The 14,306-nt window shown below is 73.5% G+C and carries 12 protein-coding genes; 5 read left to right on the top strand and 7 right to left on the bottom strand.

Annotated features, from left to right (window positions below; translation table 11 throughout):
• Window positions 1–15 precede the first annotated feature (15 nt).
• Window positions 16–1,932 carry a Stk1 family PASTA domain-containing Ser/Thr kinase gene (gene pknB, locus SM418_RS14600; RefSeq protein ID WP_371940945.1) on the top strand — a complete coding sequence of 639 codons (1,917 nt, stop codon included), beginning with the start codon at window positions 16–18 and terminating at the stop codon, window positions 1,930–1,932.
• A gap of 20 nt (window positions 1,933–1,952) precedes the next feature.
• Entirely contained in the window at window positions 1,953–2,801 is an 849-nt protein-coding gene (locus SM418_RS14595) for a deoxyribonuclease IV (protein WP_371940946.1), read from the top strand.
• A 511-nt stretch (window positions 2,802–3,312) separates the two neighbouring features.
• Here the strand turns inward: SM418_RS14595 and SM418_RS14590 are convergent.
• From SM418_RS14590 to SM418_RS14570, 5 genes are all read right to left on the bottom strand, one after another.
• The gene (locus SM418_RS14590; protein ID WP_371940947.1) at window positions 3,313–5,028 is read right to left on the bottom strand and encodes a sodium:solute symporter family transporter; all 1,716 of its coding nucleotides are present in this window, start codon (window positions 5,026–5,028) and stop codon (window positions 3,313–3,315) included.
• On the bottom strand, window positions 5,025–5,495 hold the full coding sequence (locus tag SM418_RS14585; protein WP_371940948.1) for a hypothetical protein: 471 nt from the start codon (window positions 5,493–5,495) through the stop codon (window positions 5,025–5,027). The genes SM418_RS14590 and SM418_RS14585 overlap by 4 nt, the downstream gene beginning before the upstream one ends.
• Window positions 5,485–6,282 carry a LytR/AlgR family response regulator transcription factor gene (locus tag SM418_RS14580; protein ID WP_371940949.1) on the bottom strand — a complete coding sequence of 266 codons (798 nt, stop codon included), beginning with the start codon at window positions 6,280–6,282 and terminating at the stop codon, window positions 5,485–5,487. The genes SM418_RS14585 and SM418_RS14580 overlap by 11 nt, the downstream gene beginning before the upstream one ends.
• 76 nt (window positions 6,283–6,358) lie before the next feature.
• Window positions 6,359–7,762 carry a histidine kinase gene (locus SM418_RS14575; RefSeq protein WP_371940950.1) on the bottom strand — a complete coding sequence of 468 codons (1,404 nt, stop codon included), beginning with the start codon at window positions 7,760–7,762 and terminating at the stop codon, window positions 6,359–6,361.
• 125 nt (window positions 7,763–7,887) lie between these two features.
• Window positions 7,888–8,511 carry a sulfite oxidase-like oxidoreductase gene (locus tag SM418_RS14570; RefSeq protein WP_371940951.1) on the bottom strand — a complete coding sequence of 208 codons (624 nt, stop codon included), beginning with the start codon at window positions 8,509–8,511 and terminating at the stop codon, window positions 7,888–7,890.
• A gap of 270 nt (window positions 8,512–8,781) precedes the next feature.
• On the opposite strand from SM418_RS14570, the gene aroF reads away from it, so the two are divergent.
• The 3 genes from aroF (at window position 8,782) to SM418_RS14555 (ending at window position 11,903) form a co-directional block, all read left to right on the top strand.
• Window positions 8,782–9,828, top strand: a complete 1,047-nt coding sequence (gene aroF / locus SM418_RS14565) for a 3-deoxy-7-phosphoheptulonate synthase (protein ID WP_371940953.1) — start codon at window positions 8,782–8,784, stop codon at window positions 9,826–9,828.
• Between the two features lie 186 nt (window positions 9,829–10,014).
• Entirely contained in the window at window positions 10,015–10,947 is a 933-nt protein-coding gene (locus SM418_RS14560; protein ID WP_371940955.1) for a DMT family transporter, read from the top strand.
• A 53-nt stretch (window positions 10,948–11,000) separates the two neighbouring features.
• Complete coding sequence (locus tag SM418_RS14555; protein ID WP_371940957.1) at window positions 11,001–11,903, top strand: DUF5954 family protein; 903 nt, start codon at window positions 11,001–11,003, stop codon at window positions 11,901–11,903.
• Between the two features lie 35 nt (window positions 11,904–11,938).
• On the opposite strand, the gene thiI is transcribed toward SM418_RS14555, so the two are convergent.
• Both thiI and SM418_RS14545 read right to left on the bottom strand, forming a co-directional pair.
• A complete protein-coding gene (gene thiI, locus SM418_RS14550; RefSeq protein WP_371940959.1) occupies window positions 11,939–13,171 on the bottom strand; it encodes a tRNA uracil 4-sulfurtransferase ThiI in 1,233 nt (410 codons plus the stop codon).
• A gap of 100 nt (window positions 13,172–13,271) precedes the next feature.
• On the bottom strand, window positions 13,272–14,297 hold the full coding sequence (locus SM418_RS14545; RefSeq protein WP_371940961.1) for a 6-phosphofructokinase: 1,026 nt from the start codon (window positions 14,295–14,297) through the stop codon (window positions 13,272–13,274).
• Window positions 14,298–14,306 lie beyond the last annotated feature (9 nt).

Genomic DNA, 14,306 nt, shown 5'->3' with positions numbered 1-14,306 from the left:
CGTACACTCGCACCGATGAACACGGAGGGGGCGGATCCGCTCGTCGGGCAGGTGCTCGACGGGCGCTACCGCATTGAGTCCCGCGTCGCCCGCGGCGGGATGGCGACGGTCTACGTCGCGCGGGACCTGCGCCTCGACCGCGTCGTCGCGATCAAGGTGATGCACGCCGGGCTCGCCTCCGACGAGGACTTCGTCGCCCGCTTCATCGGCGAGGCCAAGGCGGCGGCGGCGCTCTCGCACCCGAACGTCGTCGCGGTCTACGACCAGCGCACGGACGGCGAGCACGTCTTCCTCGTGATGGAGTACGTCGCGGGCCGCACCCTCCGCGACGCGCTGACCTCGCTCGGGCGGTTCGGCCCGCGCGCCGCGCTGGAGATCATGCAGCCGGTGCTGGCCGCGCTCGGCGCCGCGCACCGCGCCGGTCTCGTGCACCGCGACGTCAAGCCGGAGAACGTCCTGATCACCGAGGACGGGCAGGTCAAGGTCGCCGACTTCGGGCTGGCCCGCGCCGAGACCGCGAGCAAGATGACCAAGACCGGCATGATCATCGGGACGGTCGGCTACCTCGCGCCCGAGCAGGTGCTGTCCGGCAACGCCGACGTCCGCTCCGACGTGTACGCGGCCGGGATCATGCTGTTCGAGCTGCTCACCGGCCATCTGCCCCACCAGGCCGACACGCCGCTCGCCGTCGCCTACAAGCACGTGAACGAGACCGTCCCGCCGCCGTCCAGGGTGGTCCCGGGCATTCCCCTGCGGGTGGACGACCTGGTCACCGACGCGACGAGCCACGACCCGTCCCGGCGCCCGAAGGACGCGAACCAGTACCACGCCGAGGTCAGCGAGGTGTTCGGCGGCCTGCCCCGCGACTTCGACCGGCGCCTCGAAGAGTCGTCCCGCGGCGGCACCAGCGTGCTGGAGGCTCCCTCGCACGGCCACACCGCCGTCCTGGACCCGCGCACGATGCCGGTCGAGGACGTCCCGCGGCAGACGAGGACCGACCGCGCGATCGGCGCGCTGACCGGCCGCTACGTCCTCGTCGCCCTCGGCGCGGTCGCGGCGCTCATCCTCGGCTGGGCCGTCTGGTACCAGACGTCCGGCCAGTACGAGCACGTCCCGTCGTCGATCATCGGCATGAAGGTCTCCGACGCCCGCGACCAGCTGGAGTCCGGCGGCCTGGACGTGCGGGTCGTCAAGGCGATCTACGACGACCGCGTCCACAAGGGCGGCGTCGCCAAGTCCGATCCGCCCGCGGGCGCCCGCGTCGCCAAGGGCCAGCCGGTCACGCTGACGCCGTCCAAGGGCATCACCCCTCGCGAGGTGCCGGACGTCCAGGGCAAGAGCCTCGCCGACGCCGAGCAGGCCCTGGAGGACAAGGGCTTCACCGTCGGCCGGACGACCAGGAGCCCGTCCCAGACCGTGGCCAGGGACCGGGTCATCAGCACCGACCCGGACGCCGGCGTGAAGCAGTCCCCCGACGAGCCCGTCGACCTCGTCGTCTCCACCGGCATGTCCATGCCGAACCTCGTCGGCCAGAACGGCGACGCCGCCGCCAACCTGCTGCGCTCCATGGGCCTGAACGTCAACGTCCAGAAGAAGCAGGTGAACGGCAAGGAGTCGAACACCGTGATCAGCCAGGACCCGGCCGAGGGCGAGGGCGTCTCGCGCGGCGACGACGTCACCATCGTCGTCAACAAGCGCGACTGCATCGTCGACGCGGGCCCGTTCCAGCTCGGCTGCGACGACGGCGGCAACCAGAACATCCCGGTGCCCGACATGACCAACCGCACGGTCGCCGAGGCGAAGAAGGCCCTGAAGGAATCCGGTTTCAAGGTCAGCGTGACGGGCTTCGGCGGCGACCGCGTCCGCTTCCAGTCGCCGTCCAGCGGCGAGGCCCCGCGCGGCTCCACCGTCACCATCGTCCGGGGCCCGTGACCGGCTAGGCTGAACCGGCTATGACCTCACCGCACAGCCCCGTCGGGGCCCATGTCCCCGTGGCCGGCGGCATCGCCACCGGCGGCCTGAAGTACGCCGCCGAGATCGGCGCCGAGGCGATCCAGGTGTTCGTCGCGAACCCCCGCGGCTGGGCGCTCCCCGAGGGCAGGCCCGCCGAGGACGCGAAGCTCCGCGAGCACGGCATCCCCGTGTACGTGCACGCCCCGTACCTGGTCAACTTCGGCTCGCCGACACCCGAGACGCTCGCCAAGTCGATCGCGACGGTCCGCCACTCCCTGACCCGCGGAAAGGCCATCGGCGCACGCGGCGTCGTGGTCCACACGGGCTCGGCCGTCAGCCAGACCTATGACGAGGCGATGGCACAGGTCCACGAGCACGTCCTCCCCCTTCTGGAAGAGATCCCGGAGGACGGCCCTGACCTCCTCCTGGAGCCCATGGCCGGCCAGAACAACATGCTCTGCGCCAAGGTCCAGGACCTGGGCCCGTTCTTCGAGCGGCTCGAACACCACCCGAAGCTGGGCGTCTGCTTCGACACCTGCCACGCCTTCGCCGCGGGCCACGACCTGGCCGCCCCCGGCGGCGTCAAGGACACCATCGACGCCCTGGTCGCCACCGTGGGCGAGGGTCGCCTGAAGCTGGTCCACGCCAACGACTCCAAGGACCCCTGCGCCTCCGGCAGGGACCGCCACGAGAACATCGGCGCCGGCCGGATAGGCGAACAGCCTTTCGCCGACCTGTTCACCCACCCGGCGGTCAGGGGCGTCCCGTTCCTGATCGAAACCCCGGGCCGGGCCCCCGAACCCCACGCGAAGGACATAGAGACCCTGAAGCGCCTGCGCGACACCTGACCGCCCGCGGCACCTGTCCCGCACGGGACAGCGGATCCGCTCGGCATGCCGGTATTCGGCGATCGCACGCCTCCCCCGCCGATGGAGGGCCCCGAGACCCGACGCCGGGAGCGAGGCTGGGGACACAGAACAGCTCGGGCGCCGCTGAACAACCCCCCGACTGTTCAACGACGCCCGAGCCACAGGCCGCCGGATCCCACCCCCCCGGTACGGGATCCGGCGACTCGATCCGGCGGTGCCGGATCTCCAGGATTTGCTCTTGTGGGAGGTTTCGCGTCCGGGGTGCCGGCCGCCCGCTCCTCCTGCCGCGGTGTGGCTGTGGTGCCACTGAGAACACTAGACGCGGGGAACGGCCGGGCGGCACCAGGAAAACACGGTGCTCGATGAGCGGTACGTAGTCAGAGCCGTGCGTAGCGTAGTCACGCGACGAACGGTCGGTGCGGCGGGACGAGCGGTCGGCCGGGAACGGTCCACACGATCCAGGGTCCGCTCGTGGAGAAATCACGGACGTTCACCGGGCGAGGACGTCCTCGGGGAGGTGCAGGCGGCGCAGCGCGCGGTCGGTGTGGCGCGGGACGCGGCGGCGGGTCAGCAGGGACACCGCGATCATCGCCGCGAACGCGGCGGGCGCGATCAGGAGGGTGGGCTGGTCCAGGACGGCCGCGGGCCAGCCCGGCGGCGCGTCGCGGAAGAGGCCGGTGACGCCGGCGCAGACGGCGAGCCCGCCGCCGACGAGGAGTCCGGCGGCGGCGCCGGCGGCGGTGAGACCGCGCCACCAGATGCCGAGGAGGAGCAGCGGGCACAGCGAGCAGGCCGACACGCCGAGGGCCATCGTGACGAGGCCGGCGGCCCCGTGCGGGCCGATCCCCGGCAGCAGGACGCAGGGGGCGGCCAGCGCGATGACGACGCCGGCGCGGAACGCGGCCGTGCCGCCGCGGCGGGCGCACTGCGAGATCGTCCCGCCGATGGCCACGGCGAGGCCGCACGACGTGGAGATGAACGCGGCGAAGGCCCCGGCGGTGATGAGGCCGGTGAGCAGCGCGCCGGTCTGCCCGGGGATCATCCGGCGCGGGAGCAGCAGGAGCGTCGCGTCGGTGTCGCCGGTCATGAGGAGTTCGGGTGCGAACAGGCGTCCCAGTATCCCGTAGAGGGTGGGGAACACGCAGAACAGGGCGAGGAGGACGGGCACGAACGCGGCCGTCCGGCGCGCGGCGCTCCCGGACGTGTCGGTGTAGAAGCGCATGAGGATGTGCGGCAGCCCCATCGTGCCCAGCAGGACGCCCAGCATCGCCGAGTAGGTGCGGAAGAGCCCGTGTTCCTCGCCGCGGCCGAACGGTGTCGCCCACGTGCTGCCGTCCTGGACGGGCAGCCGCTCGGCGTGCGGCACGCGCGCGCCGCCGGGGAAGACCACGTCGGTCCCGCGTCCGATGGTGTGCCGCCCCTCGGGCAGCCGTACCGCGTCGCCGTGGACGGGTACACCGTCCACGCGTCCTCGCGCGGTGACCGTCACGGGCGCGGGGACGTTGACGGTCACGTCGGTGCGCACGTCCACCCGCGTGGTGCGCTCGAACCGGGGGACGTCGTCGCCGAGCGGGCCGGGGGCTCCGGACATGTGCCACATGCCGACCAGCGCGACCGCGGGCACCGCGACGGCGACCAGCTTCACCCAGAACTGGACGGCCTGGACCGCGGTGATGCTGCGCATCCCGCCGGACAGGACGAGGGCCAGCGTGACGGCGACCACGACGGCCCAGCCCGTCCAGACGGGGGCGCCGGTCAGCACGCGCAGCGTCACGCCCGCGCCCTGGAACTGCGGCAGCAGGGAGAACCAGCCGATGAAGCAGACGCAGGCGGTGACGACGCGGCGGACGGCGCGCGAGCCGAGCCGCCACTCGGCGAAGTCGGAGATCGTGTAGGCGCCGGAGCGGCGCAGCGGCGCGGTCACCAACGCCAGCAGCAGGACGTATCCGGCGGTCGCGGCGATGGGGAGCCACAGCGTGTCGGCGCCGTGGACGAGCACGAGCCCGGCGGTGCCGAGGAAGGCGGCGGCGGAGATGTACTCGCCGCTGATCGCGGACGCGTTCCACCAGGGGGTGACGCCCCGGGACGCGACCAGCAGGTCGGAGGTGGTGCAGGCGGAGCGGCGGCGGTGGACGCCGAGGACGGCCGTCAGCCCCACGACGGCGGTCAGTCCGGTGAGCGCCGCCGCCGCGGCCGGCACGGTCACCGGCGGTCCATCGCGCGCTCGGACCGTTCGGCCCGTCTCAACTGCCGGAACGAGACCGCGATCAAGAAGGGCTGGACGCCGGACGCGAGGACGGCCCAGAACAGCGGCACGCCGTGCGCGTGCGCGTGCGCGACCGCCGGGACGAGCGCCAGCAGCGGCAGGCCCGCCAGGACGGTCAGGACGATCGCGCAGGTGCCGAGGGCGGTCCGCAGCTGGGCGCGGATCAGGGCGCGCGTCTCGGCGGGTTTCGGCGGCGGCGCGGCGGCGAAGGCGGCGGAAAGGGACGGCCCGCTATGAAGGGGGTCGGGATCCGGCGGCTCGGACCCCGCCGCCTCCGAGCCGGCGGCCTCGGCGGTGGGCGGCGCGCCGCCCTCTCCCGGCGCCCGCTCGCGAACGCCCGCCCCCGCGGACACCACCACCCGGCGCTCACCCGTCCGGCGTTCACCGATCCGGCCGTCACCGGCCATCGCGGGCCTCCCCCGCCTCGTCCGCGTCCCCGTCGGGGTGATGGAACTTGCGGACCAGCCGGTCCCGCACCTCGCGGGTGTGCCGGCGGCTGACCTGAAGCAGCTCGTCCCCGACCCGGACGGCCGCGCGGCCGCCGTCGAACCGCACCTCGGTGATATGCGCGCACGCGACCAGGGTGCTGCGGTGGATCCGGATGAATCCGGCGGCCTCCCACCGCTTGGTCAGCGCCGACAGCGGCATCCGGACCAGGAACCCGCCGTCGGCGGTGTGCAGCCGGACGTAGTCGCCCTGCGCCTCCACGTGCGTCACCGTCCGGCGGGAGACGAGCCTCGTCCGGCCGCCGAGCTCGACGGGGATCAGCTCGTCGTCGGGGTCGGGGCCGTCCGCGGCGGGCGGCGGGCCCGTCCGGTGCACGGCCTCGGCCACCCGGCGGACCGACTCGGCGAGCCGCTCCGGCCGGACGGGCTTCAGCAGGTAGTCGAGCGCGCCCAGCTCGTAGGCGGTGACGGCGCAGTCGTCGTGCGCGGTCACGAACACCACGTGCGGGGGGGCGGCGAACCCGGTCAGCAGCCGGGTGAAGTCGAGCCCGTCCAGCCCGGGCATCCGGATGTCCAGGAACACGGCGTCGAGGCGCTCCCCGTCCACGAGCATGCGGCTCAGGTCGCGGAGCGCGGACGAGGCGTCACCCGCGCCGGTGACCTGGCCGATCCGCGGATCCTGGCGGAGGAGATAGGACAGCTCCTCCAGGGCGGGGCGTTCATCGTCGACGGCGAGGACGTGGAGCATGAGGGCGACTTTGCCGCGATTACCGTCCGTCCGCAATCGATTCCAGGAAGTGAGTGTGACGTCCGCCCGTCACGGATCACTCCGGGAACACGCCTGGACGGTATTTCGGGACGCGCAAACTGACCTTGGTCCCGGCGCCGAGCGCTGTCTCGACGGTGAGCCCGTACTCGTCGCCGTAGACCTGGCGCATGCGCTCGTCGACGTTCGCGAGGCCGATGCCGGGATCGGCCCGCCCGTCCCGCCGGACCCGGGCCGCCATGCTGCCCCAGCCGGTCGGGCCGGGCCGGCCGAGCGGGGCCGAGAGGATCTCCTGGAGCCGCTCGGGGTCCATGCCGACGCCGTCGTCCTCGACGCTGATCGCGGCCTCGGCGCCCGAGTCGCGCGCCACGATCCTGATGCGGAACGGCTCGCGCCCGCCGCCGGCCATGCCGTGCCGGACGGCGTTCTCGACGAGCGGCTGCAGGGCCAGGAACGGGACGGCGACGGGCAGCACCTCCGGCGCGACCTCGACGTCGCACTTCAGCCGCTCGCCGAACCTGGCCCGTTCCAGCAGCAGGTAGCGGTCGATGGAGCGCAGCTCGTCGGCGAGGGTGGTGAAGTCGCGGGGGTTGCGGAAGGAGTAGCGGGCGAAGTCGGCGAAGTCCAGCAGCAGGGCGCGGGCACGGTCGGGGTCGGTGCGGATGAACGAGGCGATCGTGGTCAGCGAGTTGTAGACGAAATGCGGGGAAATCTGGGCGCGCAGCGCCCGCGTCTCGGCCTCGCCGAGCCGGATGCGGGCCATGTCCAGCTCGGCCAGTTCCAGCTGGCCCGCGACGAGCCGGGCCGCCTCGCCGACCGCGCGGACCCTGGCGGTGGACGCGGCCCGCCAGTACGCGGTCAGCGCGCCCTCCACGCGCCCCTCGACGGTGAGCGGCGCGGTCATCGCCACCTGGACGGGGCAGCCCGGGTCGGCGCAGCCCACCGGCTCCGGAGCGCCGACCCGGGGCCGCCCGGACACGAGCACGGGCAGCGCGTGCCGGGCGGCCTCCGCCGCGTGGCCGCCGCCCGCTCCCTCCCAGGCCAGCAGGCGGGGCGCGGCGCGGAGCCGCCGGTCGGCGCGGCGGGTCGGCCCGTCCAGGCCGCCGGGACCGTCCGGCTCGCCGCCGGGATCGTCCAGGGTGTCGAGATCGTCCAGGCTGTCGGGGGCGTCCAGAGTGTCGGGATCGTCCGGGGGGCGCACCGCGACCAGCGCGACCGCCTCGGCGCCGAGCAGCGGCCGCAGCCACCGCGCCGCCTTGCGCGCCGTGTCGTAGGTGAGCCCGGCGCGCAGCGGCGGCGCCGCCCGCGCGACCATGCGCAGGGCCGCGAACGCCGCCTGCTCGGCCGGGTCGGCGGGCACGCGGTGCGGCAGGCGCGGCCACCGGCGCAGCGCCCAGACCCCGGAGGCGGCGCCGGCGGCCGTGGCGTGGACGACGGCATCGGCGACGGAGGGTAGGAACATGACAACTTACGGTAACATCTACCGTCCCCCGGCGGTACGGGCGTTGCCCATTTGCAAAGGTCTCGGATGGAACACACCGCGCCCGCGGCGCGCCCGGGCCCGCCGCGCCCCTCACAGGGCGGGCTTCACAGGGGCGGCGACTCGCCCTCGTCCTCCTGGTAGGAGTAGCGCTGCTCCCGCCACGGGTCGGCGACGTTGTGGTAGCCGCGCTCCTCCCAGAAGCCGCGGCGGTCCTTCACCAGGTACTCGACGCCGCGGACCCATTTCACGCTCTTCCACGCGTACAGGTGCGGGACGACGATACGCAGGGGGAAGCCGTGGTCGGCGGTCAGCCGCTCGCCGCCGTGGTGGGTGGCGAACATCGTCCCGCCGGCGAGGAAGTCGCTCATCCGGATGTTGGCGCTGTAGCCGTACTCGGCCCAGACCATCACGTGCGTTACGTCCGGTGCGGGCGGCGCCAGCTCCACGATCGCCGAGCCGGGGACGCCCTCCCATTCGTTGCCGGGGATCGTGAACTTCGTCACGCAGTGGAAGTCGGTGACCGATGTGACCCTCGGCAGCGCGTCGAACTCGTCCCAGGTCCAGCGGTGCTGCTCCCCCGACTCGGTGGCGCCGAAGACCCGGAAGTCCCAGGACTCGGGACGGAACTTCGGCACGGGACCGTAGTGCAGGACGGGCCAGCCCCGGGGGACGTACTGTCCCGGCGGCAGATCCCGCGGCTGCGGTGCGGAAGGTTCGGGGTGGGTCATGACGCGGCCATCCTGCCATCCGGCGTGAGCTGAGCCATATTCGGGGGCGGTGCGAATGCCCGTGGCGGACATCGGCTACGCTGGCCGCGTGCGCAACGTCGTCTATTTCTTTTGGTACGGCCAGCCCGGGCGGCTGGTCTGCCAGGCGTTGCACTGACAGACCGCAGAGCGAGAAGCCCCGGGCCACAGTGGCCCGGGGCTTTCGTCGTTTCAGGGGTCGGCCGCGGGACCCACCGGGGTTCCGGGTGAAACAGGAGAGGCAGCACACGAATGGTCGTCGTCATGGCCCCCGAGGCCAACGAAGCGGATATCAAGGCCGTCGTCTCACTGGTCGAGACGGCGGGGGGTGACGCATTCGTCAGCCGCGGCGTGGAGCGGACCATCGTCGGGCTCGTCGGCGACGTCCAGCAGTTCGGCACGCTGAACCTGCGCGGGATGCGCGGCGTCAGCGACGTCGTCCGCATCTCGGCGCCCTACAAGCTGGTGAGCCGCGAGAACCACGCCGAGCGCTCGGTCGTCCGGGTCGGCGGCGTGCCGGTCGGCCCCGGCACCATGACCCTGATCGCCGGCCCGTGCGCCGTGGAGACCCCCGAGCAGACGCTCGGCGCCGCGCAGATGGCGCAGGCCGCGGGCGCGACGCTGCTGCGCGGCGGCGCGTTCAAGCCGCGCACCTCCCCGTACGCGTTCCAGGGGCTCGGCGAGTCCGGCCTGCGCATCCTCGCGGACGTGCGGGAGGAGACGGGCATGCCGATCGTCACCGAGGTGGTGGACGCGGGCGATGTCGACCTCGTCGCCTCGTACGCGGACATGCTGCAGATCGGCACCCGCAACGCGCAGAACTTCGCGCTCCTGCAGGCCGCGGGCGATTCCGGAAAGCCGGTCATGCTGAAGCGCGGCATGAACGGGACGATCGAGGAGTGGCTGATGGCGGCCGAGTACGTCGCCCAGCGCGGCAACCTCGACATCGTGCTGTGCGAGCGCGGCATCCGCACGTTCGAGAAGGCCACCCGCAACACCCTCGACATCTCCGCGGTGCCGGTGGCGCAGCGCCTCTCCCACCTGCCGGTCATCGTGGACCCGTCGCACTCGGGCGGCAGCCGCGACCTCGTCCTCCCGCTGACCCGCGCCGCGATCGCGGTCGGCGCCGACGGCGTGATCATCGACGTGCACCCGCACCCGGAGACCGCGCTGTGCGACGGACCCCAGGCCCTGGTGGACGGCGACCTGCGCGAACTGGCCAAGCTCGTGCGCGACCTGCCCCCCATCGTCGGCCGCACCCTCACCCAGGCCCAGGACCCGGACGTCGTACCAGCCTGAACGGCGCGGTATCGTCCGTCCGTGGCTTACTGGACCTCCAATTGCGGGCCGCCGCGCTCCTGACGGGGCGCGGCGACCGCACTCTTCGCGAAATGTGACCGGCCGGGCGCGGCCCGCGCCCGGCCGCGTCCTCCTGCGCCCCGAATCCGGATCTCTCCTTCATCCGATTCGAGGTCAGGAGCCTCTGTGCCACAGCACACCTTCCTCTGGCCCGCGTCCGCGGGCGGCGCCCGCATCCGGTTCGGCGGCGGCGCCGACGTCCTGCTGGCGGCGTCCCTGTGGGGGACGACCGGGACCGTCCGCACCTTCGCCGGCGACGCGTCCGCCCTGTCGATCGCGGCGAGCCGCATCGTCATCGGCGGCCTGGTGCTGCTCGCGCTCGCGGCCGGCACGCGCCGCGGGGCCGGGCTGCGCCGCCTGCTCGGGAACCGCCGCAACCTGCCGCTGATCGGCCTGGGCGCGGCCGCGATCGCCGTGTACCAGACCGCGTTCTTCGTCGCGGCCGGCCGCACCGGCGTGGCGGCGGGCACCGTCGTCACGATCGGCAGCGCGCCCGCGTTCGCCGGCGTGATCGGGCTGCTGACCCGGCGGTCGCGGCCGACCGGGCGCTGGGCGGCGGCGACCGCCGGGGCCGTCGCGGGCTGCGCGCTCCTCATCGGCGGCGGCCGGGACGCGGGCGTCGAGCCGCTCGGCATCGCCCTCGCGCTGCTGGCCGGCCTGGCGTACGCGGTGTACGCGACGATCGCCTCCGTCCTCATCACCGGGGGCGAGGAGGACCGGGCCGTCACCGGGGCGCTGTTCGCGGCGGCGGCCGTCGCGCTGCTCCCCGTCCTCTGCTCCGGTTCGGGCTGGCTGCTCACCGGCTCCGGCGCGCTGATCGCGCTCTACCTCGGCGTGGTCACCACCGGCGGCGGCTACCTGCTGTTCGCCAGGGGCCTGCGCACCACCCCGGCCACGACGGCGACGACACTGACGCTGGCGGAACCGGCCGTGGCCGCGGCGCTCGGCACGGTCCTGCTGGGTGAGCGGCTGGGCGCGGTCGCGCTGGGCGGCCTCGCGCTGATGGCGGCGAGCCTGGTCGTGGTGATCGCGCCGGCGCGGCCGGGAACGCGGCGGTAACGAATTGGTCTGAACCATTGGCCGGGGCGGGCTCGGCGAGGATGATGTCCGGCATGACTACGGGCGATGGTGACGCCGGGGGGCGGCTGTTCCCGGAGGATCTCGACGGCGTCGACCCGGTCGCCGCGGTGATGCTCGCGGACGCGTGCCGCGCCCTGTCCGCCTATCCGGAGCTCGTGGCCGTGGGCACCCTGTTCACGGCCGCCGAGCGCGTCCGGGGCGGCTGGCAGGTCGTGTGCCCGTGCGATCCGCTGCCGCAGGGCGCGCGCGAGCTGCTCGCCGGACGGCTGGAGGACCTGGCGGCGCTCGCAGGTGGCGCCGCGGAGGGCGAGCTGCTCGCCGCGGCGTGCGGGCTGCGGCGCGAACCGGCCGACGAGGTGACCGCGGGCGGGCGCCGGTTCCGGATCGTGCGGATCGAGCAGCTCGTCCGCTCCGGCCCGGACGGCCCGGAGCCGCCCCGCCCGACCGACCCCGACCCGCTGCCCGCGGGCCGCTCCGCCGCGCCCGTCCGTCCCTACGAGCTGCTGCCCGAGGACGGCCCGGCGTCGGACTTCGCGACCGCCGAGCTGCTGTGCCAGGTGCTGGACGCGGCAGCCGCGGCGGGCAGCGAGCCGACCGGCGCGTTCCTCACCCCGGTCGCGCTCGCGCCCGCCTTCACGGTGGCCGAGCGCACCGAGCGGCGCTGGCGGCCCGTCGGCCGGCTGCACGAGGCCCCGCAGCAGGCGCGCGACGCGCTGATCACCTACTTCCGGCATGTGCTGCCGGCGGTGGAGAGCCCCGCCGAAGCGGACGTCGCCCGGTTCGCCGAGGCGGCGGAGCTCATGGAGGACGAGACCCGCCGCAACGGCATCGCGGTCGCCGGCCGCCGGTTCCGCATCGTCCGGATCGAGCGGATCACCCTGATGGGCCCGGACGGCCCCGAGCCGCCGCGCCCGACGGACTTCGACGCGCGCTGAGCGGCGGCGCCCCGCGCCGCGTCCGTCAGCGTCCGTCAGGAGGCCGGGTCGCCGTAGACGGGGCGGTGCTCCTGGACGGAGGCGGCCAGGAGCTCGGCGAGTTCGTCCACGTCGAGGCGCTTCTCGATGCGGCGCAGATCGTCGATCTTGGCCTTGGTCTCGGCGCGGCGGGGCGCGAGCAGGGTGCAGCAGTCCTCGTCGGGCAGCTCGGAGATCGACAGGGTGCGGATGCGGCGCGCCTGGTCCATGATCTCGACCTTGTCCATGCCGACGAGGGGCCGCAGGATCGGCAGCTCCACCGCGTCGTCCAGCGCGGTGATGTTGGTGAGCGTCTGGCTGGACACCTGGCCGAGCGCGTCGCCGGTGATCAGCGCGCCGCCGCGCAGCCGGCGGGCGAGGAGCTCGCCGGTGCGCAGCATCAGCCGGCGCTGCGCGATCACCGCGAGCCGCTCGGCCCCGGAGGACTTGATCTGCTGCTGCGCCTTGCCGAACGGGATGACGAACAGCCGGGACCCGCCCTGGAACTTGTCCAGCTCGCGGACCAGCGCGTACGCCTTGTAGATCGACTCGGGGCCGGTGAACGGCATGCCGGAGAAGTGCAGGTAGTCGACGCGCAGGCCGCGGCGCATCATCCGGTAGGCGGCGACGGGCGAGTCGATGCCGCCGGACATCAGCACGAGGGCGCGGCCGCTCATCCCGACGGGGAGTCCGCCCTGGCCGGGCAGGCCGCCGCAGTAGACGAACACCTCGTCGCGGTCGACCTCGATCGACAGGGTGTGTGCGGGGTCCTTGAGCTTCACGGGCTGGCCGTAGCGCTCGGCGACGAGCCCGCCGATGTGCCGGTCGAGTTCGGTGGAGGTCATCGGGAACCGCTTGTCGCGGCGGCGGGACCGGACGGCGAACGTGCCGGTGCGCCCGTCCATGAGCTCCAGGGCGGCGCGCTCGACGCTGGCGACGTCCTTGCCGACCAGCCAGGCGCGGTGCGCCCACACGATGCCCATGACGTCGGTGATCCGCTGCGCGACGCGCTCCATGGTGGCGAGGTCGGCGTCGTGCTTGCGGACGATGAACACCCCGTGGCGGCGGACGACGTCGACGCGGGCGATGGGGCGGACGGCCTGCCGGACGTTGTCGGCCAGGCGGCGTTCGAACTGCTCGCGGTTCTTGCCCTTGAGGACGACCTCGCCCAGTTTGAGCAACACGCACGGCTCGCCGTCGACCGGCGAATGCTCCCGGACGTCCGCCGGCGCGGTGTCGAGCGTGGTCATGCGTGATCCTCCTGGCGGGAACCGGACAAGGGGTGCCTTCTAGTGTGGCCCAGAGTGGGCAACGCCGCGACCCGGAATCCGTGTTCCCGCCGGGGGGATGTCAGCCGAAGAAGACCTCGGATTCGGAGTAGCGCTCCAGCGGAACGGTCTTCAGCTCCTTGGTCGCCTCGTCGAGCCCGACGCGGACGATGCCGGTGCCCTGGAGCGCGACCATCTTGCCGTAGTCGCCGTCCTTGACCGCGTCGATGGCCTGGAGCCCGAAGCGGGTGGCGAGGACGCGGTCGAACGCGGTCGGCGTGCCGCCGCGCTGGATGTGCCCGAGCACCGTGGCGCGGGCCTCCTTGCCGGTGCGCTTCTCGATCTCGTCGGCGAGGGCCTGGCCGATGCCGCCGAGCCGGACGTGGCCGAACGAGTCGCGCTCGCCGGTCTGCAGCCGCATCTGCCCGTCGACCGGGTGGGCGCCCTCGGACACGACGATGATCGGCGCGTACCGGGTCTTGAAGCGGCTCTCCACGTACTGGCAGACCTTCTCGATGTCGAAGGGCCGCTCGGGGATGAGGATGACGTTGGCGCCGGCGGCCATGCCGACGTGCAGCGCTATCCAGCCCGCGTGCCGTCCCATGACCTCGCAGATCAGCGCGCGGTGGTGGCTCTCGGCGGTGGTGTGCAGCCGGTCGACGGCCTCCATGCCGATGTTCACCGCGGTGTCGAACCCGAACGTGTAGTCGGTCGCGTTCAGGTCGTTGTCGATCGTCTTCGGGACGCCGACGACGTTGACGCCGTTGGCGTACAGTTCGCGCGCGACGCCGAGGGTGTCCTCGCCGCCGATGGCGATCAGCGCGTCCACGCCGAGTCCGGCGAGGTTGTCCTTGATCCGCTCGATGCCGCCCTCGACCTTGATCGGGTTGGTCCTGGACGAGCCGAGGATCGTCCCGCCGCGCGGCAGGATCCCGCGCACGGCCTGCACGTCGAGGGCCACGGTGTCGCCTTCGAGGGGCCCGCGCCAGCCGGCCCGGAAGCCCACGAACTCGTAGCCGAAGACCTGCACGCCCTTGCGGACCACCGCGCGGATCACCGCGTTCAGTCCGGGGCAGTCCCCGCCACCGGTCAGCACTCCGACGCGCATGCCGTCTCC

This window comes from Actinomadura chokoriensis, assembly GCF_041463665.1.
GTDB classification, from domain to species: Bacteria; Actinomycetota; Actinomycetes; order Streptosporangiales; family Streptosporangiaceae; genus Spirillospora; species Spirillospora chokoriensis_A.
The sequence above is the reverse complement of the archived record's forward strand: the minus strand, read 5'-3'. Positions and strand labels throughout refer to the sequence as shown.

Bases quoted from the DNA above. Each gene is read 5' to 3' on its own strand.
- pknB (WP_371940945.1), top strand. From the start codon at position 16: ATGAACACGGAGGGGGCGGATCCGCTCGTCGGGCAGGTGCTCGACGGG.
- SM418_RS14595 (WP_371940946.1), top strand. From the start codon at position 1,953: ATGACCTCACCGCACAGCCCCGTCGGGGCCCATGTCCCCGTGGCCGGC.
- SM418_RS14585 (WP_371940948.1), bottom strand. From the start codon at position 5,495: ATGGCCGGTGACGGCCGGATCGGTGAACGCCGGACGGGTGAGCGCCGG.
- SM418_RS14580 (WP_371940949.1), bottom strand. From the start codon at position 6,282: ATGCTCCACGTCCTCGCCGTCGACGATGAACGCCCCGCCCTGGAGGAG.
- SM418_RS14575 (WP_371940950.1), bottom strand. From the start codon at position 7,762: ATGTTCCTACCCTCCGTCGCCGATGCCGTCGTCCACGCCACGGCCGCC.
- SM418_RS14570 (WP_371940951.1), bottom strand. From the start codon at position 8,511: ATGACCCACCCCGAACCTTCCGCACCGCAGCCGCGGGATCTGCCGCCG.
- aroF (WP_371940953.1), top strand. From the start codon at position 8,782: ATGGTCGTCGTCATGGCCCCCGAGGCCAACGAAGCGGATATCAAGGCC.
- SM418_RS14555 (WP_371940957.1), top strand. From the start codon at position 11,001: ATGACTACGGGCGATGGTGACGCCGGGGGGCGGCTGTTCCCGGAGGAT.
- thiI (WP_371940959.1), bottom strand. From the start codon at position 13,171: ATGACCACGCTCGACACCGCGCCGGCGGACGTCCGGGAGCATTCGCCG.
- SM418_RS14545 (WP_371940961.1), bottom strand. From the start codon at position 14,297: ATGCGCGTCGGAGTGCTGACCGGTGGCGGGGACTGCCCCGGACTGAAC.